24 protein-coding genes are annotated in these 26,751 nt (G+C 62.4%); 18 read left to right on the forward strand and 6 right to left on the reverse strand.

Annotated elements, in window-relative coordinates; translation table 11 throughout:
- Positions 1-107: 107 nt before the first annotated feature.
- Both ACWF6P_RS31255 and ACWF6P_RS31260 read right to left on the reverse strand, forming a co-directional pair.
- Positions 108-770, reverse strand: a complete 663-nt coding sequence (locus ACWF6P_RS31255; protein WP_003941451.1) for a 3-oxoacid CoA-transferase subunit B — start codon at positions 768-770, stop codon at positions 108-110.
- Entirely contained in the window at positions 767-1,534 is a 768-nt protein-coding gene (locus tag ACWF6P_RS31260) for a CoA transferase subunit A (RefSeq protein WP_322000264.1), read from the reverse strand. Before ACWF6P_RS31260 ends, ACWF6P_RS31255 begins: the two co-directional genes overlap by 4 nt.
- A 167-nt stretch (positions 1,535-1,701) precedes the next feature.
- Between ACWF6P_RS31260 and ACWF6P_RS31265 the strand changes: the two genes are divergently transcribed.
- Entirely contained in the window at positions 1,702-2,481 is a 780-nt protein-coding gene (locus tag ACWF6P_RS31265; RefSeq protein ID WP_452623629.1) for an IclR family transcriptional regulator, read from the forward strand.
- Here the strand turns inward: ACWF6P_RS31265 and ACWF6P_RS31270 are convergent.
- Positions 2,478-3,080, reverse strand: coding sequence for a helix-turn-helix domain-containing protein (locus ACWF6P_RS31270; RefSeq protein WP_378646656.1), 603 nt, complete (start codon positions 3,078-3,080; stop codon positions 2,478-2,480). The genes ACWF6P_RS31265 and ACWF6P_RS31270 overlap by 4 nt on opposite strands.
- 111 nt (positions 3,081-3,191) lie before the next feature.
- On the opposite strand from ACWF6P_RS31270, the gene ACWF6P_RS31275 reads away from it, so the two are divergent.
- From ACWF6P_RS31275 to ACWF6P_RS31320, 10 genes are all read left to right on the forward strand, one after another.
- On the forward strand, positions 3,192-4,595 hold the full coding sequence (locus tag ACWF6P_RS31275) for an MFS transporter (RefSeq protein WP_452623630.1): 1,404 nt from the start codon (positions 3,192-3,194) through the stop codon (positions 4,593-4,595).
- Between the two features lie 109 nt (positions 4,596-4,704).
- Positions 4,705-6,612, forward strand: a complete 1,908-nt coding sequence (locus ACWF6P_RS31280) for an alkyl/aryl-sulfatase (protein ID WP_452623631.1) — start codon at positions 4,705-4,707, stop codon at positions 6,610-6,612.
- A gap of 17 nt (positions 6,613-6,629) precedes the next feature.
- Positions 6,630-7,610 carry a linear amide C-N hydrolase gene (locus ACWF6P_RS31285; protein ID WP_452623632.1) on the forward strand — a complete coding sequence of 327 codons (981 nt, stop codon included), beginning with the start codon at positions 6,630-6,632 and terminating at the stop codon, positions 7,608-7,610.
- A gap of 103 nt (positions 7,611-7,713) precedes the next feature.
- Entirely contained in the window at positions 7,714-9,045 is a 1,332-nt protein-coding gene (locus tag ACWF6P_RS31290; protein WP_378635103.1) for an MFS transporter, read from the forward strand.
- A gap of 46 nt (positions 9,046-9,091) precedes the next feature.
- Positions 9,092-10,288 carry an anhydro-N-acetylmuramic acid kinase gene (locus ACWF6P_RS31295; protein WP_452623633.1) on the forward strand — a complete coding sequence of 399 codons (1,197 nt, stop codon included), beginning with the start codon at positions 9,092-9,094 and terminating at the stop codon, positions 10,286-10,288.
- A complete protein-coding gene (locus ACWF6P_RS31300; protein ID WP_452623634.1) occupies positions 10,285-11,160 on the forward strand; it encodes a MurR/RpiR family transcriptional regulator in 876 nt (291 codons plus the stop codon). Before ACWF6P_RS31295 ends, ACWF6P_RS31300 begins: the two co-directional genes overlap by 4 nt.
- A gap of 45 nt (positions 11,161-11,205) precedes the next feature.
- On the forward strand, positions 11,206-12,123 hold the full coding sequence (gene murQ / locus ACWF6P_RS31305; RefSeq protein ID WP_452623644.1) for an N-acetylmuramic acid 6-phosphate etherase: 918 nt from the start codon (positions 11,206-11,208) through the stop codon (positions 12,121-12,123).
- Positions 12,124-12,903, forward strand: coding sequence for a glucosamine-6-phosphate deaminase (gene nagB / locus ACWF6P_RS31310; RefSeq protein WP_452623635.1), 780 nt, complete (start codon positions 12,124-12,126; stop codon positions 12,901-12,903).
- Between the two features lie 60 nt (positions 12,904-12,963).
- Positions 12,964-14,373, forward strand: coding sequence for an FAD-dependent oxidoreductase (locus ACWF6P_RS31315; RefSeq protein ID WP_452623636.1), 1,410 nt, complete (start codon positions 12,964-12,966; stop codon positions 14,371-14,373).
- 86 nt (positions 14,374-14,459) lie between these two features.
- Positions 14,460-16,754 carry a serine/threonine-protein kinase gene (locus tag ACWF6P_RS31320; RefSeq protein ID WP_378535668.1) on the forward strand — a complete coding sequence of 765 codons (2,295 nt, stop codon included), beginning with the start codon at positions 14,460-14,462 and terminating at the stop codon, positions 16,752-16,754.
- Between the two features lie 27 nt (positions 16,755-16,781).
- Here ACWF6P_RS31320 and ACWF6P_RS31325 read toward each other — a convergent pair whose 3' ends face one another.
- From ACWF6P_RS31325 to ACWF6P_RS31335, 3 genes are all read right to left on the reverse strand, one after another.
- A complete protein-coding gene (locus ACWF6P_RS31325) occupies positions 16,782-17,090 on the reverse strand; it encodes an amphi-Trp domain-containing protein (protein ID WP_378635137.1) in 309 nt (102 codons plus the stop codon).
- A 120-nt stretch (positions 17,091-17,210) separates the two neighbouring features.
- Positions 17,211-18,116, reverse strand: coding sequence for an alpha/beta fold hydrolase (locus tag ACWF6P_RS31330; protein WP_452623637.1), 906 nt, complete (start codon positions 18,114-18,116; stop codon positions 17,211-17,213).
- Positions 18,117-18,231: 115 nt separating this feature from the next.
- The gene (locus ACWF6P_RS31335) at positions 18,232-18,879 is read right to left on the reverse strand and encodes a TetR/AcrR family transcriptional regulator (protein ID WP_378535675.1); all 648 of its coding nucleotides are present in this window, start codon (positions 18,877-18,879) and stop codon (positions 18,232-18,234) included.
- Positions 18,880-18,990: 111 nt separating this feature from the next.
- On the opposite strand from ACWF6P_RS31335, the gene ACWF6P_RS31340 reads away from it, so the two are divergent.
- From ACWF6P_RS31340 to katG, 7 genes are all read left to right on the forward strand, one after another.
- A complete protein-coding gene (locus tag ACWF6P_RS31340; protein WP_452623638.1) occupies positions 18,991-20,367 on the forward strand; it encodes a flavin-containing monooxygenase in 1,377 nt (458 codons plus the stop codon).
- A 34-nt stretch (positions 20,368-20,401) separates the two neighbouring features.
- Positions 20,402-21,646, forward strand: coding sequence for an NADH:flavin oxidoreductase/NADH oxidase family protein (locus tag ACWF6P_RS31345; protein ID WP_378535679.1), 1,245 nt, complete (start codon positions 20,402-20,404; stop codon positions 21,644-21,646).
- 17 nt (positions 21,647-21,663) lie between these two features.
- Positions 21,664-22,464, forward strand: coding sequence for an SDR family NAD(P)-dependent oxidoreductase (locus ACWF6P_RS31350; RefSeq protein WP_452623639.1), 801 nt, complete (start codon positions 21,664-21,666; stop codon positions 22,462-22,464).
- Between the two features lies 1 nt (position 22,465).
- Positions 22,466-23,245, forward strand: a complete 780-nt coding sequence (locus ACWF6P_RS31355) for an acetoacetate decarboxylase family protein (protein WP_452623640.1) — start codon at positions 22,466-22,468, stop codon at positions 23,243-23,245.
- Positions 23,246-23,333: 88 nt separating this feature from the next.
- The gene (locus tag ACWF6P_RS31360; protein ID WP_452623641.1) at positions 23,334-23,768 is read left to right on the forward strand and encodes a nitroreductase/quinone reductase family protein; all 435 of its coding nucleotides are present in this window, start codon (positions 23,334-23,336) and stop codon (positions 23,766-23,768) included.
- A 237-nt stretch (positions 23,769-24,005) separates the two neighbouring features.
- Positions 24,006-24,449, forward strand: a complete 444-nt coding sequence (locus tag ACWF6P_RS31365) for a Fur family transcriptional regulator (RefSeq protein ID WP_452623642.1) — start codon at positions 24,006-24,008, stop codon at positions 24,447-24,449.
- A 36-nt stretch (positions 24,450-24,485) separates the two neighbouring features.
- A complete protein-coding gene (katG, locus tag ACWF6P_RS31370) occupies positions 24,486-26,708 on the forward strand; it encodes a catalase/peroxidase HPI (protein ID WP_452623643.1) in 2,223 nt (740 codons plus the stop codon).
- Positions 26,709-26,751: the final 43 nt, after the last annotated feature.

The raw sequence follows: 26,751 nt of genomic DNA on the forward strand, positions 1-26,751 counted from the left end.
TTTGATGGCGATGCCGCCGAGGTCGGACCCGGAGAGGTCTTTCAACGATCCGAGGAGTCGACCCATCGGGGTACGAGCTCCCGCAACAATCACAGTTGTCGTGTCGGTCATGCCAGTTCTACTTTCAGTTCGGTGCCGGTTGCGGCGACTACGTCTTCGACGCTGACATCGGGGGCGAGTTCACGCAAGACGAGTGGACCGTCTTCGCTCACGTCGATGACGGCGAGGTTGGTGATGATCCGATTCACCACTCCCTGGCCGGTGAGCGGCAGGGTGCAGGCGTCGACGATCTTGGGGTTGCCGTCGCGGTCGTTGTGCTCCATGACGACGATGACGCGTCGAGCGCCGTGGACCAGGTCCATTGCGCCGCCCATGCCCTTGACCATCTTGCCTGGCACCATCCAGTTGGCGAGGTCGCCCGTCTTCGACACCTGCATACCGCCGAGGACTGCGGTGTCGATGTGGCCGCCGCGGATCATCCCGAACGAGAGGGCTGAATCAAAATATGCCGCACCGGGATTGACGGTGACCGTCTCCTTGCCGGCGTTGATGAGGTCAGGATCGACGTTGTCTTCGGTGGGATACGGTCCCGTGCCGAGAATTCCGTTCTCCGAGTGCAGGACCACACGAACGTCCGAGCCCAGGTATCCGGGAATCAGTGTGGGAAGACCGATTCCGAGGTTGACGTACTCGCCGTCGATCATCTCTGCGGCCGCCCGCGCTGCCATCTGCTGGCGCGTCCAACCCGTCACTGTCACTGGTGCGGTCATCGTGTGGTTCCTTCCGAAGCGCTGACGGTTCGCTTTTCGATTCGCTTGTTCTGAGGTCCGGTGTGAACAATGCGCTGGACGAACACCCCAGGCAGATGCACTGACGCCGGATCGATCTCGCCGGGCTCGACCAGGCGTTCCACCTGCGCGATCGTGATGCGACCGGCCATTGCGGCGAGGGGGTTGAAGTTCATCGCGGTCTTGTCGAACACGAGGTTGCCGTCGGTGTCTCCGAGAACGGCGTGCACGAGTGCGTAGTCGGCGTTGATCGCCTCTTCCATCACGTAACGCTTGGTGCCGAAGACGCGAGTCTCCTTCGGGGGAGAGGCGATTGCGATCGAGCCGTCGGCGTCGTAACGCCACGGCATTCCGCCGTCGGAGATCGGGCTACCCACTCCGGCCGGTGTGAAGAACGCCGGGATTCCGGTGCCGCCGGCGCGCAGACGCTCCGCGAGCGTGCCCTGCGGCGTCAGTTCCACTTCGAGTTCGCCGGCCAGGTACTGCCGAGCGAACTCCTTGTTTTCACCGACGTACGACGCGGTCACCCGTCGGATACGTCCCGCGCTCAGCAAGATTCCGAGGCCGTGATCGTCGACGCCGCAGTTGTTGGAGAACACCTCGAGGTCGGTTGCACTCGTAGCTGCGATCGCGTCGATCAATACGTCGGGGATGCCGCACAAACCGAATCCGCCGACTGCCAGCGTTGCGCCGTCGACGATGTCGGCGACCGCGTCTGCTGCGGACTCGTACACCTTTGCTGTCATGTTCTCTCCCTGCCAGGCGTTCATTGAGTAGACACTCACTCACTTCGGTATCCAGTGAACTATCTCCAGTTCACAGGTTCAAGCAATCTCGAACATCGACAGAGAACTGATCGACTACTGACCATCTGAAGAAATTTCGTTCACTGAATGGACGCTAGAATGAAGGCATGCCAACTCACGAGCAATCGCCGGCCATGGTCGCGCGGGTGGCGGCACTTCTGCGAGCCCTCGGCGCGGCCGAACCAACGGGCGCTTCCACCACGGAGTTGGGCAAGCTCACTGGCCTCGCTCGGCCCACCGCGCACCGACTGCTCACGTCCTTGGCTGCCGAAGGGCTGGTCGACCGTGACGCACGAACCGGTCGGTGGTCGCTCGGTCCGGAGTTGTACCTCCTGGGGGCGGCGGCCGGAAATCGGTACGACATCACCGACCGCGCTCGCGACGTCGTCGACGAACTTGCCCGGGTCACGGGGGAGAGCGCATTCCTGTCGGCGCGTCGAGGTGACGAGACTGTCTGCATCCTGAGTCAGGAAGGCAGTTTTCCGCTGCGATCTCACGTGCTGCACGAGGGGAAGCGTTTCCCGTTGGGAGTCGCGTCGGCCGGCCTTGCCATCTTGAGCCACCTACCGGCGCGGGACGTCGACGACTATTTCGCCCGGGTGAATCTGGATTCGGAATGGGGTGAGATCCACAGTGAGACATCGATTCGAGAGCGAATCGAGTCTACGCGGGTCACCGGCTACGCCGTCAATCCAGCCCTCATCGTCGAGGGAAGCTGGGGGATGGGTGCCGCGGTGTTCGACCGCAACAGTCGCCCGGCCTGGGCGTTGAGCCTGACCGGAGTGGAAACTCGCTTCCGGCCCGCGCGTCATGCCGAGTTGGGAACGCTGCTCCTCGAGCACGCTCACACACTGTCGAACCGATTGAAAACGCATGCAGTGAACTAGCTTTCGGGAACCAGGTCTTGTGCAGTAGTAGTTTTTGCCTTCGTGCGCACATGTGCCTTCTCGCCTTGCGGGCCGAAAAGATGCAAGATTTCCACCACCTGTTCATCGGCAGGCCCGAACCAATGGGGCTCGGCAGTGTCGAACTCCGCGACTTCACCGGGGTGTAGGAGAACCTCGTTCGCCCCCAGGATGAGACGCAGATCCCCGGCGAGGACGTAGAGCCATTCGTAGCCGGCGTGGGTGACGAGTTTCGGTGGACGCGGACCGATCACCTGCTTGAAGACCTGCACGCGGCCGGGATAGCGCGTCAACGGAACGACGGCACTGCCGTTCTTGCGTCGGCTCGGGGTGAGGTGAACCCGGGGATCGCCCGTAGCGGGAGCGCCGACGAGTTGGTCGAGCGCGACCCGGTGCGCTCGGGCAAGCGGCAACAGCAGATCGAGGGTGGGACGGCGCTTCCCCGATTCGAGGCGTGAGAGTGCGCTGACGGAGATGCCGGTGGCCTCGGACAGCGCCTCGAGAGTCAATCCGCGATCGCGTCGAAGCGTGCGCAGCCTCGGTCCGATATCGGTGATCAACTGCTCGAATTCAGCATCCATGCCGTCCATCTTTGCAGTTTCCGCAAAATTCTTACCGACTTCGGACGCTGGAGAGCAACGATCCTTTCGACAGTCGAGTACGGCAGAGCACTTCGAGAGATGGAGTCCGACATGAAACCTTCGAGCGGGATCGAACCGCAAGTGATCGGACTTGATGCACGGCGGCGATGGGGCATCCTGGCGATCTGCTGCACGAGCCTGTTCGTCGTCGGGTTGGACACGACCATCGTCAACGTAGCCCTGCCGACGATCGGTGAGGGCTTTCGCGTCGGAACCCGTGGTCTGGAATGGGTCGTCAACGCGTACACACTCGTCCTGGCCAGCTTGCTGATCTCGTCCGGAGCGGTGGCCGATCGTTTCGGCAGGAGACGAGTCTTTCAGATCGGGCTTGTCGTTTTCGGGGTGGCGTCGATTGCCTGCGCACTCGCTCCGTCCGTGGAGGTGCTGATCGCGGCGCGGATCGTCCAAGGCGTCGGTGGGTCGATGCTCAGTCCGGTTGCCTTGGCGATCGTGGTCAACGTGATGACCGACCCGAAGGAGCGGGCCAAGGCGATCGGGGTGTGGGCCGCGGTCTTCGGCCTGAGTATGGCGGCAGGGCCGATCGTCGGCGGCGTGCTCATCGAAAGTTTCGGCTGGCGATCGGTTTTCTGGATCAACGTGCCGGTGATCTTGGTCGTGCTCGTCTTGACTGCTGTGTTTGTACCGGAGTCCCGAGCGCAGCAGTCGCGACGTCTCGACCTTCCCGGTCAGTTGCTACTGGTGATTCTTGTCGGCGGGGCGGTCGCCCTTCTGATCGAGGGTCCGCGAATCGGATGGTTCTCTGCCCCGGCGACGGCAGGGTATGTCGTTGTTGCTGCAGCGTTGGCCGCATTCATCCGCGTCGAATCACGCAAGCGCGAGCCACTGATGGATCTCGCACTCTTCCGCCGCAGACCGTTCTCGTCGGCTGTGGTCGGCGCTGTCGTGGTGTTCGTGGCGTTGAATGCGACGCTACTGCTCGGCACGTTCTACTTGCAGCACTCCCGCGGTATGAGTCCGGCCCTGGCCGGCGCGATCACCCTCCCGATGGCTGTTGCGGCAACGGTCTGCGCGCCGTTGTCCGGAATACTCGTCGGACGCCTCGGCCCGCGGCGGCCGCTGCTGATCGCCGGTAGTTTCACGACGCTCGGTGGACTGTGCCTGGTCTCGCTCGACAACAACACGGCGATTCCGATGCTGTTGGCCGCTTACCTGTTTCTCGGTATCGGATTCGGGTTCTCGAATGCCCCCATCACCAACACCGCCGTCAACGGGCTGCCGAGATCGCAGGCGGGGCTTGCCGGTGGAATAACCTCCAGTGCACGCCAATTCGGTGCCGCTCTCGGTGTGGCGCTGGCCGGCGGCATTATCGGCGGCAGTGCACCGGTAGACGTCGCGCAGGCATCGAGGCTGGGATGGATCCTGGTTGCCGGATGTGGGATCGCAGTCCTGTTAATTGCACTCGCATCTCGGAATTCCGAGGAACTCCCCGGCTGATCACCTCCCGTGTTCGTGCGAGCTTCACCCTGCGCGGGTGATTCCAAGCGCGCGCCCAACCGATACAGATGATGGGGTATCAGATCGTCGTATCCGAGCGGGGAGTGCCATGTGCCAGACACCTAAGGACGCAACACCGGCCACAGTCACGGCGAATCGCGAGGTAGTCGCGCGGTATGCCATGGATGACCGGCAGGATTTTGCCGACGCGGATCGAGGGTTGATCGCTCCGTTGCCGGGCAACGTTCTCGGCGACGACGGGAATGTGGTCTTCGACCCGGACGCTTTGGCGTACATCGGTGACGACGTCCCCGCACCCGACACCGTCAACCCCAGCCTGTGGCGCCAGAGTCAGGTCATACGCCGAGGTGGGCTTTACCAGGTGACGGATCGCCTCTACCAGGTGCGGAACAACGACATCGCGAACCTGACGGTCGTAGAGGGCGACGAGGGACTGATCGTCATCGACTGTATGGCCGGAGTCGAATCGGCACGTCAGGGCATGAAGATGATTCGCGAGCACGTCAGCGACAAGCCGGTTGCGGCGATCATCTACACGCACACCCATATCGACCACTACGGCGGTGTCAAAGGAATCGTCGACGTCGAGGACGTTGCGTCGGGAAAGGTGCCGATCATCGCGCCCGGCACGATCGCATCGTTCGACAAGTTCGCAATCGGTGAGAACGTTGTGGCCGGCAATGCCATGGCCCGGCGGTCTTTCTATGCCTTCGGTGGATTGCTCGACCTCGGCCCGAAAGGGGCAGTCTCCTGCGGAATCGGTGTGCTCAGCACCAAAGGCCCCCAGATCTCGTATATTTCGCCGACCGACAGCATCACGGAGACCGGAACGAAGCGTGAGATCGCCGGTCTGGAATTCGAGTTCCTGTATGCGCCGGATACCGAGGCCCCGGAGGAAATGCACATCTGGATCCCCGAACTCGCCGCGCTGACCTGTGCGGAGAACGCCAATCATTCGCTCCACAACATCCAGACCCTCAGAGGCGCGCGCACTCGCGACGCTCGGAACTTCGCTCGGTATCTGGACGAGACTCTCGAGCGATGGGGAGACGAAGCGGCTGTTCACTACGGACCGCACACGTGGCCGGTGTGGGGTAACGAGAACCTGGTGCCGTTCATCGAATCGCAAAGGGACACTTACAAGTACATTCACGACCAGGCGCTCCGTCTCGCGAACAAGGGGTACACACCGCTCGAAGCTGCCGAGGTGATCGAACTGCCGGACGAACTCGGGCGCAAGTGGTACAACCGCGGATATCACGGAACTCTGCACCACGACGTTCGCGCCGTGTACACCAAGGAACTGGGAATGTGGGACGGCGATCCGGTGTCGCTTCACCCACATCCGCCGGTCGAATCGGCGAAGAGGTTCGTCGATCTCCTTGGCGCGCAGAAGATCCTGGACGAGGGCAAGCGGGCATTCGACGCCGCGGACTACCGATGGGCGGCAGAGATCCTGCACAAGTTGGTGTTCGCGCAACCGGAGAACACCGAAGCGAGGAACCTGCAAGCCGACGTCTACGAGCAGATGGGCTATCAAGCCGAGGGGCCACAGTGGCGTGGGATCTATCTCTCGGCCGCTCTGGAGCTCCGTGAAGGCGCCCAGCCCGCCCCCTATGTCACCGCGAGCCAGGACAGTGTCCTCGCGATGCCCATCGACATCCTCTTCGACTTCGTCGCAATACATCTCATCGGCGACAAGGCCACCGACGCGGAACTGCGGATCGATTTCGTGTTCACCGATCGCGGCGACGAGGCATGGACTGCGTGGGTCAAGCGTGGCGTCCTCAATGCACGTAAGGGCGCGTCACCGAACACACAACTGACGGTCTCGGGCCCGAAAGCGGCACTCGTGGGAGCGCTTCTGCAACCGGGCGCGGCCGCCGAACTGGCCAAGGCCGGGAAGATTTCGCTCGACGGAGACGAATCAGCGCTCGAGACGCTGGGCGGGTTGCTCGACACCTTCGATCCCAGTTTCAATATCGTCACGCCGTAACGAAGGGATAGTTTTCGATGTGTACACGCTTGGTCTACTTGGGCCCCAACGACACTGTGATCACTGCCCGATCGATGGATTGGAAGGTCGATCTCGGAACAAACCTCTGGGCATTCCCGCGCGGCATGACCAGAGAGGGCTGCGCAGGTCCGAACTCGATACAGTGGACGTCGAAATACGGAAGCGTTGTCGCGACGGCCTACGACATGTGCACGACCGACGGGGTCAACGAGGCTGGGCTGTCTGCCAATCTCTTGTGGTTGGTCGAGTCCGAGTACCCGACATATGACGGTTCGAGCCCGGGATTGTCGATCGCAGCATGGGCGCAATACGTCCTGGACAGCTTTGCGACAGTTCAGGAAGCGGTCGACGTGCTCGCGTCCGAACCGTTCACGGTAGTGACCGCTGCCGTTCCCGGCGAAGACCGCCTCGCAACGCTGCACATGTCGCTCTCGGACGCTGGGGGAGACAGTGCGATCATCGAGTACGTCGGTGGACGCCCGACGATTCATCACAGCCGTGAGTACCAGGTGATGACCAATTCGCCGATCTTCGATCAGCAACTCGCCGTCAACGAGTATTGGAAGCAGATCAACGGAACCGTCATGCTGCCCGGAACCAACCGTGCCGCTGACAGATTCGCGCGGGCATCGTTCTATGTGGATGCGATACCGCAGACGGACGATCCGCGGTCGGCATTGGCATCCACCTTCAGTGTTATTCGGAATGTATCGGTGCCCCTGGGTATTTCGACTCCCGACGAGCCCAACATCTCGTCGACTCGGTGGCGTACGGTCGTCGATCACAAACGCACGCTCTATTTCTTCGAGTCGGCGATGACACCGAATACTTTCTGGGTGGACGTGGCGTCGATGGATCTCGCGGAGGGGACGCCTGTCCGAAAGCTCGGGCTCGGCGCGAACGAGAGCACCGTCTATTCCGGTGATTCCACTGGCCAGTTCGAAAAGGCGGAGGCATTCACGTTCGCGGGAGCATAGTGATTTCGGAGCCGCAAAGATCCAATCGTGAAACTTCTTGACATTTACACTCCGTTCAGATGAAACTTTGTTGCATATTCGGGTTTCGTCAACGGAGGACGGCATGGGCATCACAGTGCAGACACGGAACGATGGTGCGCAGCTCAAACGGCGCAGGGCGCTCGTCGCCGGCTCCGTCGGAAATTTCATCGAGTGGTACGAGTTCGGTGTGTACGGGTTCTTCGCGACGATCATCGCGTCGAACTTCTTCAGCGCCGACGGTTCCGGCGATCTCGAAAGCCTGATCAAGACGTATGCGTCGTTTGCGTTGGCGTTCTTCTTCCGCCCCGTGGGTGCCGCGCTGTTCGGTCGACTCGGTGACCGCATCGGCCGACGTCCCACCCTGGTGATCGTTCTTCTGCTGATGTCGGCTGCGACGACCCTGATCGGAGTGCTCCCCACCTACGAGAGCGTCGGAATTCTGGCACCGCTTCTCTTGACGGTCCTGCGAATTCTGCAGGGATTGTCGGCCGGTGGTGAGTTCGGCGGTGCAGTGTCGGTGATGACCGAGTTCGCTCCGCCCGGACGACGTGGGCTGTACGGCTCGTGGCAGTCGTTCACCGTCGCACTCGGACTGCTCGCCGGTGCGGGTATCGCAGCACTTCTCGCTACTGTCCTCGACCCGTCACAGCTCAGTGACTGGGGCTGGCGCATCCCGTTCCTCCTCGCACTTCCGATGGGGCTGGTTGCCCTGTGGCTCAGGCTCCGGCTCGAAGAAACGCCGTCGTTCGAGCGTGCTCGATCAGTCCAGTCCGAACCGACAGCTGATGCAGCGGCGCCGGTAGTGCAGCCGACTGTCGGAGAGACGGCCAGGGCGATTCTGCTCGGAATCGGGCGTTTGATGGGGTGGTCTGCTGCCGGTTACACGTTCCTCGTCGTGATGCCGACTTATCTTCAGAGTTCGCTCAACGCGACTTTCCATCAGGCACTTGTTGCTTCCGTGCTCGCCAATGCGGGCTTCGCGGTGACCATTCCGATCGCGGGTGGACTCAGCGATCGCATCGGACGACGCGCGGTCATGCTCACCGGCACCGTGATAATTCTGGTCCTGGCTCTGCCGCTGCTCAACGTCCTGCAGAACGAGCAGACGTCTCTGACAGCCAAGGGATTTGCAGTGTTTGCCGCCGGCGCTGCAGTGGGACTTGTTGCCGGGCCCGGACCCGCCATGCTCTCCGAGATGTTCCCCACTTCGGTTAGGTACACCGGATTGGGACTCGCATACTCCCTGTCTAACGCGGTCTTTTCGGGCTGCGCCGGTCTGATCATCACGTGGCTGATCAAGGAAACTTCCAATCTCGATATTCCGGCCTACTTCGTGATGGCAACGTGCGCCGTCAGTGCGATCGCCTTGAGTACCTTGCGAGGAAATGCCCACAAGCGGGCACTCGTCGACTGACCGCAGCTTTTCCGAATGCCGAAACGATCCGAGTAAGGGATATTTCATGAGAGTCATCGGCCTGATGTCCGGTACTTCGTACGACGCTATCGATGCTGCCGCAGCAGACATCCGGATCGACGGGGACACTCTTGTGCTCACCCCACTGGGAATGGTCAGCGAACCGTATTCCGGTGGGTTGCGGGCTGCGGTGGCGGCTGCGGTACCGCCGGCGTCCACCACTGTCGGTCAGATCTGCCAACTCGACACCGAGATCGGACAGGCATTTGCGGCCGTCGCTGCGCGGGCGAACGAGGAACTGTGCGGTGGCAGTGCGGAATTGATCTCCTCACATGGTCAGACGATGTTTCACTGGGTCGAAGGAGCGCAAGTAAAGGGCACTCTTCAGCTCGGGCAGCCGGCCTGGATAGCCGAGAAGACCGGATGCACGGTCGTGTCGGACCTGCGCTCTCGCGACGTGGCGACGGGTGGTCAGGGTGCACCACTGGTCAGTGCGTTCGACGTATTGTGGCTCAACGGAAGAACTTCGGGTTCCGTCGCGCTCAATCTCGGTGGCATCGCCAACGTCACTGCTCCGGGAGGCGCTCCGACATCGACGGCAGATGGTGCCGCAGTACCGATTGCCTTCGACACCGGCCCCGCAAATGCGTTGATCGACGCTGCGGTAAGCGAATTCACCGCGGGGGAGCAGTGGTTCGATCTCGGAGGTGCCCTGGGCGCAGCCGGCACACCGAACGTCGATCTGCTCGCACAACTACTGAGCGAACCGTATTACGCGCAGCCCGCTCCCAAGAGCACAGGCAAGGAACTGTTCCATCGGGACTACCTGCTCGCCGCTCTGCGGGGCTACGAATCCTTGTCTCTGGCCGACATCGTCGCGACACTGACTGCACTGACCGCCCGGACCGTCGCCGATTCCGTCAGAGGACTGGCAGCCACCGAAGTGGTGGTGTCAGGCGGTGGCACCAAGAACCCGACGTTGATGGCGATGCTCCGTGACGAACTAGGCGACATCGCGCTTGTCTCTTCGGACGAACTCGGCGTCACCTCCGACATCAAGGAAGCATTGGCTTTCGCGGTTCTCGGCTTTCTCACCGCACACGGATTGCCCGGAAGCATTGCTTCGTGCACCGGTGCGCGTCACGCCAGTGTGCTCGGATCTCTGACGCCAGGAAGCCGTGGGCTGCCTAGAATCACATCGGTGCCGTCAGCTCCGAAAACGATGCGAATCGAGGCGTTATGACTTTGGACCGGAGTGCTCCGGCGTCCGTCGACCTGATTGCTCGTATTCGCGCATCACTGAGCAGCCTCTCGCCTGCCGAGCTGCGGATCGCCGAAATCATCGAAGCCGAACCCAGTCTGGCCTCCACCCTGACGGTCAACGACCTCGCCGAGCGAGCGTCGACAAGCACGGCAACAGTGGTCCGTACAGCCAAAAGGCTCGGTTTCGAGGGCTATCCACAGCTTCGTCTCGCGCTGGCGGCCATCAGCGGTTCCGGCACCGGGGACACGATCCCGCTCGGTGTGGACATCGTTGCTGCCGACTCGGCCGGTGAGGTAATGGCTAAGCTCGCCGAGTTCGAATCCGAACAACTCAAGGGCACGGCGCAATTGACCGATCCTGCTGCGCTCGAAGAAGTTGTGTCCCGGATTCGATCCGCCCGCCGCGTCGAGGTGTACGGCATCGGCGCGTCTGGCATCGTCGCGCAAGACCTCACGTTGAAGCTCTCTCGCATCGACGTCAACTGCCGGGTTCATCTCGACCGAGACGCAGCCATGGTCAGCGCCAGCTTGCTCGGACCGGACGACATCGCAGTGGGGATCTCACATTCAGGTGAGACTTCGGATGTCGTGGAACCACTTGCCCTTGCCCGCCGAACCGGGGCGTCGACGGCTGCGATCACCGGAGGGGCGCGATCGACGCTCGCCGTGCAGTCACATCACGTTCTGCTCACTGCCGGTAGAGAATTCGGTTTCCGATCGGCTGCGATGGCAAGCCGCACCGGTCAGCTGTTGGTAGTCGACACAATTTTTGCGATGGTGGCGCACTCGCTGCCCAGCGCACTCTCTGCTCTACAACGAAGCCATGACGCCATTGCTTCGAAGCGGCACTGACGAGGAGTCGTCGTAATGAAATCTGATCGAGGAGGACTCGCCACAATGCAATTGGAAATGCTCTCCACCGAGAGACCCAACCCTCTGACCCGCGATCTCGATGTCATGTCGGTGTCGGGTCTGCTGACGGTGATGAATCAACAGGACGCAATCGTGGCCGACGCGGTAGCAGCGGTACTACCCGCCATCGAAGCCGCAGTCGACTTGATCGTCGCTTCCCGAGCACAAGGTGGTCGACTGATCTACCTGGGAGCGGGGACCAGTGGGCGCCTGGGAGTTCTCGACGCAGTGGAATGCCCTCCGACGTTCGGGACAGATCCGGGCGAGGTGATCGGCATCATCGCCGGTGGCCCGGGAGCGTTTCTGAACGCAGTCGAGGGAGCAGAAGACGATCCGCGATCGGCTGGGGTGGACCTCGACGCAATCTCGTTGAACGCCAACGACGTCGTCGTGGGCTTGGCGGCCAGTGGTCGTACCCCCTATGTCATCGGTGGCCTCGATCATGCCCGCGAACTCGGCGCCGCAACAGTGGCAGTCTCGTGCAACCGGGGTGCGGCAATGAGTTCTCACGCCGGCGTGGCCATCGAAGTGGACACCGGCCCCGAGATCCTCACCGGATCGACGAGGCTCAAGGCCGGGACTGCGCAGAAGATGGTGTGCAACATGCTCTCCACGGCCAGTATGGTCCGCTCCGGGAAGGCATTCCACAATCTAATGGTCGATCTTCGGCCGACCAATGCCAAACTTGTCGATCGTGCAAACCGGATCGTCGCGGCGGCCACCGGAGTCGAAACCGAGATCGCTTCGGAGACCATCGAGAATGCCGACGGTCATGTGAAGGCAGCGGTCGTCATGTTGTTGGCCGAATGCGACTTCGCCGAAGCAACCGAACTGTTGGAACGCGCTTCGGGTTCGGTACGCAATGCCATCGTCGGAGCCGGCAAGAGCAGTGAGGAAGCCTGAATGGAAATCGTCATCGTTCCCAGTCCGGAAGACGGCGGGCGAGTTGCTGCCGATATCGTGTGCGGCGCAATGGAGAACGGAGCGCGAACGCTCGGCCTCGCGACGGGATCGTCACCGCTGCACACGTATCGAGAGCTGATCAGACGGCATCGAGAATCGGGAGTGTCGTTCGCGGACGTGAGCGCGTATCTTCTCGACGAGTACGTAGGTCTCACGTCCGATCAGCCACAGTCCTATGCGCACACCATCCGCACGGAACTCGTGGATCACCTCGACATCGACAATGCGCGAGTGTTCAGCCCCGACGGCGGAGCCGCGGATCCCAGTGAAGCTGCCCGGTGCTACGACGCTGCCATTGCCGAAAACGGTCCGATCGACGTGCAGATCCTCGGCATCGGCCTCAACGGACACATCGGTTTCAACGAGCCTTCCTCCTCACTTGCGTCGCGCACCCGAGTGAAGACCTTGACCGAGAGGACCCGCGCCGACAACGCACGGTTCTTCGCAGACCCGGCCGACGTGCCGCATCATGTGATCACACAAGGACTCGGAACCATCAGTGATGCAAGGCATCTCGTTCTGATCGCGGACGGCGCACGCAAAGCGCCCGCGGTTCGGGCGGCGGTCGAAGGTCCGGTCTCGGCGTTCTGCCCGGCGTCAGTGCTTCAGCTGCATCCACACGTGACCGTCATCGTCGACGAGGCAGCTGCCGGTGAACTCGAACTCGCAGAGTTCTACCGCTACACAACCGAGCACAAGCCTGCAGAGCAGGGTTACTGAAAAGCGGGCTGCTGAAAGCGGACTTGATCTCCAGCGCAGTTGAGGTCCTAGCCTCGGTGCATGATCAGTGTGAGAGCGGTATCCCCGCTTGCGTCGCCCCGGGTTTTCTCACCTCCGCGCAGTGTTGCGATCGTCGGAGCGGGGCCGGCGGGAATCCACGCTGCGAGCGCTCTCGCTGAACTGGCGCCCGGCACCAAGACAGACGTGTTCGAGCGTCTACCCACGCCGTACGGACTCGTGCGGTACGGTCTCGCGCCAGGGCACGCCGAGTCCGAGAAGTTCGTCCATTCTCTGCACGCCGCGCTGGGCGCCAGTGACTTCCGGCTGTTCTGCAACGTAGAGATCGGAAAGGACCTTTCCGTCGAGGTTCTACGTTCTTCCTACGACGCCGTGATCATTGCAACCGGTGCGCCAAGGGATGTGCCGCTCGACATTCCCGGCGTCGACCTTCCAGGCACTTTCGGTGGCGCCGATTTTGTCGGTTGGTACAACGATCACCCGGACAGTTCGCCGCAGTGGCCGCTGAACGCCGAATCGGTCGCCGTGATCGGGGGTGGCAACGTCGCACTCGATGTCGCGCGCATGATCCTCGCCGAGGAGCAATCGCTAGAGGTCACGGACGTATCCGCCGACGTTCGGAAAAGTATCGCCGAAAGTCTCGTTCGGGAGGTGCACATCTTCGTCCGGCGCGGACCCGCCGACGCTCGATTCTCCCCGAACGAGTTGCGCGCTCTCGGTGAACTGCCCGGAGTCGATGTTGTCGTCGACGCTGCCGATGTCGCACCGGATCGGCATATCGAGCGGATGACCAAACAGTGGGTGCATACCCGACTGGCTGTCGAGACGCTCCGCACTTTCGCAGGCGCTGCTTCTGCCGACCGAATCGCCCAGCGCCGAGTTCACCTGCACTTTTACCGACAGCCGGCGGAGATTCTCGGTAACGGAAAAGTCGAAGCACTTCGCGTCGAGCGGACTGATCCCGACGGCTACGGTCACGTCACCGCTTCGGGGGTCTGTACCGACTATCCGGTTCAAGCGGTGTACCGGGCAATCGGATTTCGCGGCACTCCACTTGCCGGGGTGCCCTTCGATCACGGACGCGGCACGGTTCCGCACCGGAGCGGCGCGGTGGTCGACGAGAGCGGTCTTCCCATCACGGGCCTGTTCGTGACGGGATGGATGAAGCGAGGTGCCGTCGGGCTGATCGGTGCGGCACGGCCCGATGCTCGCCAAACCGTCGAAACTATGCTGCGGCAGCTGGATTCGAATGTCGAACGTCGATCGGACCGCAGCCGGATCGCTGCACTACTCGCGGCCGGAAAATTACTGCCCGTCGATTGGGACGGATGGCTTCGCATCGATGCCGCCGAACGCGACCTCGGTGCGCGGCACGGGCGTGATCGCGTCAAGATCAAAGATCGCGAAGACCTTGTCCGCATCGGCGCGAACGTGGCCGTTCACCCCGAATAGAATCGCTGGGGTCTGGGGTACCACCGGGGTTACGCTGAAGTGAGTCACCTCGATTCATCGTGCTCGAGGTGCGGAGCAGAAGTGTCATGAATGAACGTGGTGCGCAGGCCAGTGACGCGACAGTCGCGAGCGGGCCCCTGACCGAACGGGGCACCGTCACCGAGTTGCGCCCGTCAGCACCGCCGGTGGGGCATGACGGGCGCAACGGTGCCGACGGGCTCGGTCGCCTGGTCGGAGACTGGGAGGCGGGGACCCCTTCCGAATTGACCGACTATCTGCCCGATCCAGCCAAGATTCGCCGGGCCGCACTGATCGAACTGGTCGGAATCGACATGGAGTACCGCTGGCTGAAAAGCGATCGCCCGAAGCGGCTCACGGAATATTGCGTCGAGTATCCGGAATTGCTCGAAGAACCACTACCGGCCGAGCTCCTGTACGAGGAATTCCGGCTACGGAAGCAGGGTGGCGAGGACGTCGTGGCGGCTGAGTACGTCGCCGAGTTCCCTTTGCAGGCAGAGAGTTTCGAGCAGATGTTCGACCGTGATTCGATGGCCGGTCGCGAAGACGTCATGATGTTGGGTCTCTCGGGTTTCGACGAGTTCGAAATCGGGCAGCACCTCGACGATTTCGAACTGGTGTTGGAACTCGGGCACGGGGCGTTTGCTCGAGTGTTCCTCGCTCGGCAACTCTCGATGCAGCGGTGGGTTGCGTTGAAGATTTCCCGCAACGTCGGAGTCGAGCCGCAGACCCTCGCCCAGCTCGACCATCCCAACATCGTCCGCGTCTTCGATCAGCGACTGCTCGAGGAACGCGCGTTGCGAGTCCTGTTCATGGAATACGTGCCAGGTGGGACTCTGCTCGACGTGGTCAAACTTGTGCGCGTGACACCGCAGGCCCAGCGGTCCGGACAACTTCTTCTCGACGCCATCGATCAGACTCTGGCGAAGAAGGGCGAGATGAAGCCGAGCGAGACGAGCCTGCGGAGCGAGATCGCTGCGATGTCGTGGCCGGAGACCGTGGCCTGGATCGGAATGAGACTGGCCGACGCCCTCGAGTACGCGCGTGAGCACGGCGTACTACATCGGGACATCAAGCCGGCGAACGTACTTCTCAGTGTCGAAGGCATCCCGAAACTCGCCGACTTCAACGTCAGCTCGAGCGAGGAGGTCTCGACCGAGGACGCGGCTTGTTTTGTCGGGGGTTCGCTTGCCTACATGTCTCCAGAGCAGTTGGAGGCCTGTGCGGTGGGTGCGCCCGGCACACTCGACACTCGCAGCGACATCTATGCACTCGGCGTGATGCTGTGGGAGCTCCTCACCGGGAGTAGGCCTTTCACTGACGACGGAACGGGGGAGAACCCACCGTCGCCCAAGAAGGCCCTCGAAGCTCGTCGGCGCGGAGTGGACCCCGCGGCCGAGGCCCGATTACCGGACGACTGTCCGCCGGCGCTGCGCCGAGTTCTGGTGAAGTCTCTCTCGCCGGAGCGAGACGGTAGGTGGTCTGGTGGCCGAAAGCTGGCTCGTCAGTTCGCTCTGTGTCTGGACCGGTCTGCCCGCAATCTGGTGGACCCACCGGAAGGGAGCCCGCGTTCGACGTTGTGGAAGTGGGCACTGCCGATTCTGCTGGCCGCGATTGGAATTCCGAATCTCCTTGCGGCGGGTTACAACTACTACTACAACAAGATGCTGATCATCTCGGGGCTCTCGCCGCAGGCTCAGCAGCATCTCGAGCAGGTTCATCTGGTCATCGGGGTGGCTGCGTTCTCTCTCGGGGCCGCGGCGATCCTGTATTGGTGTCGGCTTGCGCTCACCGTGCCTCACGGACTGCGTAACGGTCAGACGTACAGTGCGGAGGTCTTGAACAAGGCTCGTACCGCGACGCTGAACGTCGGACACCGAGCGGTGGTGATCGCTTTCGGTTTGTGGGTTCTGGCCGGTATCGCATATCCAGTTGCGTTGCAGATTGCGGCTGGCGGTATTCCGCAGCGAGCCTACGTGCACCTGATGTCGTCGCTGGCCGTGTGCGGAGCCGTCGCAGTCGCCTATCCGTTCTTCATCCTGACCTACTACTCGGTTCGATGTCTGTATCCGATCTTGTTGTCACACGGCGAGTTACGAAGCGACGACGGCCGCGATATTCGTTCACTGGGTCGGAGCAGCACGAGGTACCTCGCGGTCGCAGCCTCGGTTCCCCTGGTGGGAATCGCAGGGCTCAGTTTTGTCGGTTCGGGTGCCGGTGAGGAACTCAACGCAACCGTCCGCGCTCTGTGTTTGGGCGGTATCGCCGGATTCATCGTTGTCTACCAACTGTTTCGACGAATCGAAAGGGATCTCCGGGCACTGCTGCGCGTAGTATCTCTCGAGGTGTCGGCGTCTCCTTAAGTGCCTGTCAACCGAATTCGAGTCGGCCTATTTGGCAGTGCTCTTGCGTGGTCGGCTGCGACGGACGGCTTTGGCGGGAGGCGGAGACTTCACTTCCGATTCTTCCTGAGGGTCGTCGCGCCAGTGGATCTCGATTTCTATCTCGACTTCATTGCCGTCGACTTCGATCTCGAGTTCCCACCGAACCTGCTCCGGAACACTGATTTCGATCGAGTCCCCGCCAGATCCCAGTTCCACTTCCGATCCACTGGCGAGCGCTTGGCCGAGGGCGATGAGTCGGTCGGCGACTTCCTGGCGCGAGAGTTCTGACTTCCTCTTGATCTCCAATTTGGGCACGATCACTCCTGACCTCGGCGGATTCTCCCTTTCACGGTAGATGGAACAAACGAAAGATTGTCGGAATTTGTGGAACCGCGAAGTGGCTACAGGCTTCAACGCAACGCTGATCTCGAATGTTCAGGACTCTTGCGTGTCATCGACGAGGCGGTGTATTTCCTGGGCGATGATTTCCGGATCTGTGATGGGGACGTAGTGGCCGGAGCGCTCGGCGATGACGTGGCGGCCCTGTGGAGATAGTTCGGCCCGGTACTCGTGGGAAGCATTCGCAGCCGCCCTGACTGTGGCATTCATGCCGGATCCTGTTCGCGCGCCGGAGATGACGGTGACCGGAATCCCGCCGAGCGCGGGTGGGTCAGCTCTGAACTTGTACAAGTCGTCGATGAAGGTTTCGGCTTGCGAGGCATGCGTGCGGACCATCGTGACGGTAAATCCCTCCAACTCCATATCTCTGCGCGCGTCGTCCGGCAAGGCGTCGGTTATCGACTTGTGTAGTCGCGGCATCAGTTTGGTTCGGGCCAAGACCATGTTCGCTGCGATGGCCACCCGCTCCATCAGACGGAACATCCGGCTGAACAGCAGATCTGCAGCCTCGTCAGTCGGATCGACAAGCACGACGCCCGCAATCCGTTCGGGGCGAACGGCCGCTGCAGCCCGGACGATGGGCCCGCCGGCGCTGTGGCCGACCAAGACGAACGGGCCGGGGCCGAAGTGATCGAGTACGTCGCCCAGATCGTCAGCCATCCGCCGTAGCGTCCGCGGCTGCGCATCGACGGCACTGCGTCCCAGTCCAGAACGGTCGTAGACGACGGCGCGAGCCCATTTTCCGACCGCTGGTTGAACCAAAGCCCACCCGGATCGGCTTGCCGCAGCACCGGCTTCGAAGACGACGGTGACCGACCGATTGCGAGGCCCTGGCAGCACCATCGTGTGCAGGTATCGGCCGTCGCGGGTGCGTACCAACTCGGAATTCCCCTGGCAATGATTCTCGCGTCGTTCGTCCGGTTCGGTACTGCTGAACTCCACTTGTCGCGCTCCCCTGAGTTGACTGTTCAATCCGCCGGAACGTAACACGCCTGAAGACGCTACGGGGACGCCCGAGGGCCAGGAGGCAGCGTTCGATCGGAGTTCTCGCGTTTCCTCATGCGGATCGTTCAGGGGTCCTGTTCGGTTCGTGGAATGCGGGCAGTGCAGGAATGAGGAGGTCGGCATAGTCGCGAATACGCTGTGGTGGAAAGGATTTCGGCTCCGCCAAAACCAAGCGACCGGCCTCCCAGAAAAGTGCATACATGGTGCGGGCGGTGAGGTCGACATCGACGGCGGGAAGTCGATCCGGAGGTGTTGCCGCTCGTACGAAGTCCGTCAGTGCTGCGATGAGCGCCTGGCGGCCGTGCTCGAGGCGTCTACGAAAGGTTGGCGTGCTCGAGTCGGCGAGCTGGAAGACTGCTCGCCACCGGTTGGGTGCGGCCAGGACGGCCGTAAGGAAAACTTCGAGGCTTTCTGTCATCGCGTGGATCGGGTCCTGCGTGTGAAGAGGCACCACGTTGGCGAGTTGCGTCAGTGCTGCGTTCTCCTCACGGTCGAGGCAAGCGCGCAGCAGTTGGTCGGAGTCGTCGAAGTGGCCGTAGACGACGGGGCGACTGACGCCCGCTTCCTTCGCCACCGTGTCGATGGACACCTTGTGGACGCCTTGTTCGACGATCACCCGCAGGACTGCGTCCAGTAACTGCTCCCGACGTTGTTCAGGAGCCATTCGCGGTGCATACGCCCGGTTCCGTCGTTCGGTCATGATCGTTTGCCGCCTCTCCGTCACCGCGTTGCTTGACATGCAACAACGCCTTGGCAAATACTACACTGACTGTAGCTACACTGACTGTAGCTTTGAGGGAAGGTTGCAACCGTGACTCGGTACTGCATCATCGGAGCTGGATACACCGGGCTGGCGGTGGCAAAGGCCTACGCGGATCTCGGCTTGGACTACGACCACGTCGAGACCGCCGTTGCGATCGGCGGAAACTGGTCGCACGGGGTGTACGACTCCACGCATCTGATCAGTTCGAAGGACGTCACCGGGTATCCGGACTATCCGATGCCCGACGACTACCCGGACTTTCCCAGCGCCACACAGATGTGCGAGTATCTGCGCGCCTTCGCTGCCGAGTTCGGCCTGGATCACCGGATCGAATTCAACACGCTGGTTGTCGATGTGGCGCCACTCGATACTTCGGGAAGAGCCGGGTGGCTGGTGGAATTCGGAGACGGCACGGTGCGCGAGTACGCCGGCGTCGTGATCGCCAACGGTCACTACTGGGATGTCAACATTCCCGCGTATCCGGGCGAATTCACCGGCAAACAGATCCATTCCAAGAACTACAAGCGCCCTGCCGACCTCGACGGCTCGCGCACGTTGGTGGTCGGCGCGGGAAACTCCGGTTGTGACCTGGCGGTAGAAGCCGCGCTGACCTTCGGCACCGCGGAGATTTCACTGCGCCGTAGCTACTGGTTCATTCCGAAGTACGTCCTCGGTGTCCCTAGCAGCAAGTTCGACGTGGGCTCGATCCCAGTTCCAAAAGTGGTGCAGGAGCTAGTCTTCCGAATCATCGTTGCTGTCGGAATGGGAAGTTTTCGCAGTTTCGGGCTGGAAAAGCCGAAGCACCGTATCTTCGACCAAGATCTGGTAGTCAACCAGCAACTGCCTTACTTCCTCAAACACGGCCGCATTGCAGTCAGGCCGGAAATATCCCGGTTCGACGGACGTACAGTGCATTTCACCGACGGCACCAGCGGCGAATACGACACCATCGTCTGGGCCACCGGCTTCAAGACCACCTTCCCCTTCCTAGGCGACGGACTGCTCACGTGGGATAACGGGCAACCGCGCCTGGTGTCACACACCTTCGCCCCGGGGTTGGCCAACTTGTATTTCGCGGGACTGGTCGCCCCGCGCTCGGGTGCAGGAATGCTGCTGATGAACAGTTCACGCCTGCTCGCCGAGGCCGCGATACTGCAGCAACAACTGCATACACCGGTCGGTGATCTCTACTCGTATCTGTCCAAGCCATCCGGAGAAATCCTCGCCGGTGGCCCCGAATTGCGCTGGGAAATGCGGCGCGGCCGGTGGTCGGTCCGGATCATGACCCAACTGGCCACACTCCGCTCGAAGCTCCTCGGTGCACTCGCCGGCCCACCGACCGCGCGGAGAATTCCCGAGCCGCGACCTGTTGTGCCCGGCAACGTCCGGCGACCGATCCTCGCTGCCGCGCACCGCAACGCCTGACCTCCAATTCTCCACCACGACAACAGGAGTAACCATGCCACCCAAGAAACACGCACCCCGCACTGCTACCGCTGCCAGTTCACTCACGCTGCCATGCGGCGTTACCCTGCCCAACCGCATCGCCAAGGCCGCGATGAGTGAACAACTCGCCGCGATCGACGGCTCACCCAGCCAGAACCTGACCCGCCTCTACAGCGCCTGGGGACGAGGCGGTGCAGGCCTGCTCATCACCGGCAACGTCATGATCGACCGTCGCGCCTACGTCGAGCCACGCAACGTGACCCTCGAAGACGACCGCCACCTCGAAGCCGTCGGCAACTGGGCCCGGGCAGGATCCCGGGAGGGTGCGGTGATGATCATGCAGATCAACCACCCCGGACGAGTTGCCGTCGGACCACTGCACCGACGCCCGGTCGGCCCGTCGGCGCTGCGGCCGCAGGCGCTCGGATTCAATCTGCGCAAACCCCGGGAACTCTCGCTCGGCGACATCGCCTTCCTGCGCCGCCGCTACGCCCGAACCGCGGAACTGGCCGTGGCAGCCGGATTTTCGGGAGTGCAGGTCCATGCCGCACACGGATACCTCCTGTCGCAGTTCCTCTCACCTGTCGCGAACAAGCGCACCGACAGCTACGGCGGAAGCCCGGAGAACCGGCGTCGCCTGTTGCTCGAGGTGATCGCTGACGTTCGCGCAGCCATCGGCCCGGAGGCCGTTGTGTCGGTCAAGCTCAACTCGGCAGACTTCCAGCACGGCGGGTTGGGGGAAGACGAGTCGCTCGATGTCGCGCTCGCTTTGGAAAAGGCCGGCATCGACCTGCTCGAGGTCTCCGGCGGCAACTACGAAGCTCCAGCCATGACCGGCGTCGTGCAGGACAGCACCCGAGTCCGGGAGGCTTACTTCCTGCGCTACGCCGAAAGCCTGCGCGCCCGTACTGCTATGCCGCTCATGTTGACCGGCGGTGTACGCACCCGCGACTTCATCCGCGACGTGCTCGCTCAGGGCGTCGTGGATGTGATCGGGCTCGGCCGACCATTCGCCGTGCGGCCGACGATCGCGGCCGACCTGCTGTCCGGGACCGGTGAGCCGCAGGTGCTTCCGACTGCGCCACGCATTCCGCTGGCCGGCGCCACACCAATCAATTCCTACCTCCAACTCGCCTGGCATGCGGCGAATTTCCGCCGGATTGCGGCAGGCAAGGAGCAAGTACGTGAACCGGGTGCAGTTCGCACTCTGATCGCTGCTGGTACCGCCGTGACTGCCCGCGCGCTCACCCAATTCTGATCACCGAGGAGCGAACCATGAGCCTTCCCCCACCCACATCAACCACGCGAGCTGTCGTCACCGGTGCGTCCTCCGGTATCGGTCTCGCCCTTGCCGAAGGCCTGGCGCGGCGTGGATACTCGTTGATCCTGGTAGCCCGCCGCGAGGATCGATTGCGTGAGCTGGCCGCGCGGTTGGCCCAGCGTTACGGCATCGAGGTCGAGATCCGAAGCGTCGATCTGTCCGACCGTGCCGAGCGCGCGAAGCTCTGTGACGAGCTCGCGACCAGAGATGTCGTAATACTGTGCAACAACGCCGGATTCGCCACCTACGGCGAGCTCGCGACCGCGAACCCGGAGCGGGAACGCCAAGAGGTGGAACTGAATTCCGTTGCAGTGCACGACCTCATCCTCGCTGTACTGCCACCCATGCTGGCGCGCGGCGTGGGCGCGATCCTGATCACCGGATCCACCGCGGGCAACCAACCCGGACCGAACAACGCTACTTACGCGGCGAGCAAGGCATTCGCGAACACCCTCGCCGAATCGCTGCACAGTGAGCTCGTCGGCACCGGAGTGCAATGTACGCTACTCGCGCCAGGCCCAGTACGTACGGAGTACGCCGAGGTAGCCGAGGTCCCGAAGCTCGACCGCCTGTTGCCGGGCCCGCTGTGGGTCAGTGCAGAACAAGCCGCAACGGCAGCAATCGTCGGGCTGGCGGCTGGTCGCCGCCGCGTGGTCCCCGGCGCGTTCGCCAAACTGCAGACCGTCAGTGGCCAATACACCCCGCGAGGGCTGATCGGGCCGATTCTGCGTACCGTCTACCGAAGGGTCAAATGAGATGGGCTGGGAACCGGCCGTCAGGACTGCGGGTCGCTCACTCTGGACGGACCTGCGCCGCACACTGACACTCGGCGATCCGCGGCGCAGCCTCTACCGCGACGCCCACTACTTCAGCGCCACCGTCGAAATCGACCCCGACATCATGAAGCAATGGCTTCCTGCGGGGGTACGGTTGGCCGAACCGGCGCGCGCCGACCTTTTCACCGCCTGTTTCCCGGACAACAATTTCGAGTCACCCGGCTATCACGAGGCCGGACTGTTCGTTCACATCAAGACAGTGCAGGGCACCGGAATTCACTGCCCGTGGATGATTCTCGACGACGACGTAGCCCTGATCATCGGCCGTGAGCTTCTTGGCTACCCGAAGAAACTGGGTGAGATCGAGTGGACGGTCACCGATACCGATATCCGCGCTGCGGCAACCCGGCGTGGGCACAAGCTGCTCACCATGAGCGGCCGCGTGGGCGACGTCATCACCGACCCACCGCCGATCCTCGCCCGACCGCACCGCAATGTCGTCGGCGTCGCGGGCATGCTGCCGCCCTGGTTGGTCGCCTTCACTCCACGTGAGAGCGTGCTCGAGGTACGGCGCATCGACGAATTCGCGCTGGAAGTGTTTGGCTCAGAACGAGACCCGCTGGATCAGATGGGAATCGGCCGGGTGGTCGAAGCGCGGCTGCACCGCGTCGACCTGCCGGGCGTGTGGGTGCCGCCTGTCCCGGTACGCCCACTTACTCCGTTGTTCACGACCAGCCGTCTACGGCCGCGGGTCCTGTGACCCTCACATACTCGAGCGCACCCCCGGGAAATCAACGTGAGCTGCCGCCACCTACAGAATCCGTCTGCGAGAGAACTTCAGGACCGTCATGAGCGATATCTATCGTCACATCTTGCGTGCCCACAAATGGATCTACATGCGTACCGGTGGACTGGTCGGGCATCGTCTCCTCTTCGGCAACCCCACTCTTCTGCTACGCACCCTCGGTCGCAAATCCGGTCTGCCGAGAACTTCGGCATTGACCTACGCACGCGATGGCGGAACCTATCTGGTGGTCGCCTCCGCCGGAGGAGCAGTCAAGCCACCCGACTGGCTTGCCAACCTCACCACACAACCTGTGTGCGAGATGCAGATCGGCTTACGCAGTACACGAGTTCGCGCGCGCGTCACCCTGCCGACCGATCCGGATTACGCGCGACGGTGGTCGACACTCGACGTCGTGAACAAGGGGCGATACTCCGCCTACCAGAACAAGACATCTCGCACGATCCCGATCGTAGAACTGGTCCCGATGAAGTCTTGAACACCGCAGTCGCTGCGCTGAATGCGGCGAAGTCACGACGGTGAACGGACTTGCCGGACCACCGTCGCATTAGGTTCCGGTGTCGGACGATAACTCGGGGATCGCAGGCGAGCCCGCCTCTTACCTGTTGCGGTGACGGGTGACCGGACGGATTGTTCACAGGACCGATTGGCTCGAGCGGGCAAGAATTTCGCGAAAGTCTGGGTTCAGTCCAGAAGATTGCGCAATAGTGGAAGGGTGCCTTCGACGCCGGATTATGCAGCCCAACTGCGTAACGCTGAGCTTCGCGTGACTCGCCCCCGAGTCACGGTGCTCGAGGTTGTGCATTCACGCCCACATGCAGCCACCGAGACGATTTTCGATGCTGTGCGGGCGGTTCTGCCAGGGGTATCTCGGCAGGCGGTCTACGACGTGTTGCACGCTCTCACCGACGCCGGATTGATACGGCGAATACAACCGTCCGGATCGGTGGCGCTGTACGAGTCTCGCGTCGGCGACAACCACCATCACGTGGTCTGCAGGTCGTGTGGCGTCGTCGAGGACGTCGACTGCGCCGTAGGTGAAGCGCCGTGTTTGACGCCGTCGACGCACAACGGCTTCGTCCTCGACGAAGCCGAGGTCATCTACTGGGGCCTGTGTGCCGACTGTTCGACAACTCAGAGTTTGCGATCACAAACGTGATCGAAGTCCGTTCTACTCGCTCATGGAGGGATTACCGTGTCCGATAGTTGCCCGGTTGCTCACGATGGAAACACCGAGAGCACCAGCGAAAGTGAAAACCCCGCAATCCCGTCGCCGACACCCACCGGGAACCGTCCGAGAACGAACAGCGACTGGTGGCCGAATCAGCCGGATCTCTCTGTCCTGCATTCACATTCGTCGAAGTCGAATCCCATGGGTGCAGACTTCGACTACGCCCAGGAATTCGCCAAACTCGACGTCGAGGCACTCAAGCGCGACGTCATCGCGTTGATGACGGCGTCGCAGGATTGGTGGCCGGCCGACTACGGCCACTACGGCGGACTCTTCGTGCGTATGAGCTGGCATGCTGCCGGCACCTATCGCATTGCAGACGGCCGCGGGGGCGGCGGTCAAGGCGCTCAGCGTTTCGCCCCGCTCAACAGTTGGCCGGACAACGCCAGCCTCGACAAGGCACGGCGCCTGCTCTGGCCCGTGAAGCAGAAGTACGGAAAGCAGGTTTCCTGGGCTGACCTGCTGGTGTTCGCCGGCAACTGCGCCCTGGAGTCGATGGGGTTCAAGACCTTCGGCTTCGGCTTCGGCCGAGAAGACATCTGGGAACCCGAGGAGATCTACTGGGGTCCTGAGGACACCTGGCTCGGCGACGAGCGTTACAGCGGAGACCGTGAGCTGTCCGGACCGCTCGGCGCCGTGCAGATGGGCCTGATCTACGTCAATCCCGAAGGGCCCAACGGGCAACCGGATCCGGTAGCGGCCGCCCGCGACATCCGAGAAACATTCGCGCGCATGGCGATGAACGACGTGGAGACAGCTGCGCTGATCGCCGGCGGCCACACCTTCGGCAAGACGCACGGAGCCGGACCGGCCGACCTCGTCGGACCGGAACCCGAAGGCGCACCCATCGAGCAGCAGGGACTGGGCTGGAAGAGTGCCTTCGGCACGGGTGTGGGTAAGGACGCGATCACCAGTGGTCTCGAAGTCGTGTGGACTCCCACTCCGACGAAGTGGGACAACACCTTCTTGGAGATTCTGTACGGCTACGACTGGGAGCTGACCAAGAGCCCGGCGGGTGCGTGGCAGTGGATTCCGAAGGACGGCGCGGGGGCGGGCACCATCCCGGACCCGTTCGATTCGTCGGCCGGACGCACACCGACGATGCTGACGACCGACCTCTCCCTACGCCTGGATCCGACGTACGAGAAGATCACCCGGCGTTGGCTCGATCATCCGGAAGAATTTGCCGAAGAGTTCGCCAAGGCCTGGTACAAGCTCCTTCACCGTGACATGGGACCGGTCACGCGCTACCTGGGACCTTGGGTTCCCGAGCCGCAGCTGTGGCAGGACCCGGTTCCCTCGGCCGATGATCAACTGATCGGGGACGCAGACATCGCGATCCTCAAGAGTCGACTTCTCGACTCCGGGCTGTCCATTTCGCAGTTGGTGTCGACCGCGTGGGCGTCGGCTGCGAGCTTCCGCAGCACCGACATGCGCGGCGGCGCCAACGGTGCGCGAATTCGACTGGAGCCGCAGAAGAACTGGGAAGTCAACGAGCCCGCAGCCCTCGCCGCGGTGCTTGAGACTCTCGAGCGGGTTCAGCAGGACTTCAACCAGGCTGGTGGAGCCAAGGTTTCACTCGCCGACCTGATCGTTCTGGGTGGTACAGCGGCCGTCGAACAGGCCGCGAAGAACGCGGGACAGGACATCACGGTCTCGTTCACTCCGGGACGTGCTGACGCAACGCAGGAGCAGACAGACGTCGACTCGTTCGAGGTACTCGAACCTCGGGCCGACGGATTCCGGAACTACCTCAAGGGTGGGGAGAAGATTCCGGCAGAGATTCTGCTGGTGGACCGCGCGTACATGCTGTCTCTGACCCCACCCGAGGTGACAGTGCTGGTCGGCGGACTTCGCGCGCTGAACGCGAACTTCGGCAAGACCGGCCACGGGGTGTTCACCGACCGTCCCGAGACCTTGACCAACGATTTCTTCGTCAACCTTCTCGACATGGGTACCGAGTGGAAGCCGTCGAAGACGAACGAGAACGTCTACGACGGGGCTGATCGTGCGACGGGCGACCCGAAGTACACGGCAACTGCAGTGGACCTCGTCTTCGGATCGAATTCGCAACTGCGCGCACTCTCCGAGGTGTACGCCAGCGAAGACGCGAAGCAGAAGTTCGCCGAGGACTTCGCCGCTGCCTGGACCAAGGTGATGGACCTCGACCGGTTCGACGTCAACTGATCCAGCAGATCGTCGACGGGGGCCCCCCCGCGTGTTGTAGCGG

It is taken from the genome of Rhodococcus sp. NPDC055024 (assembly GCF_053608585.1).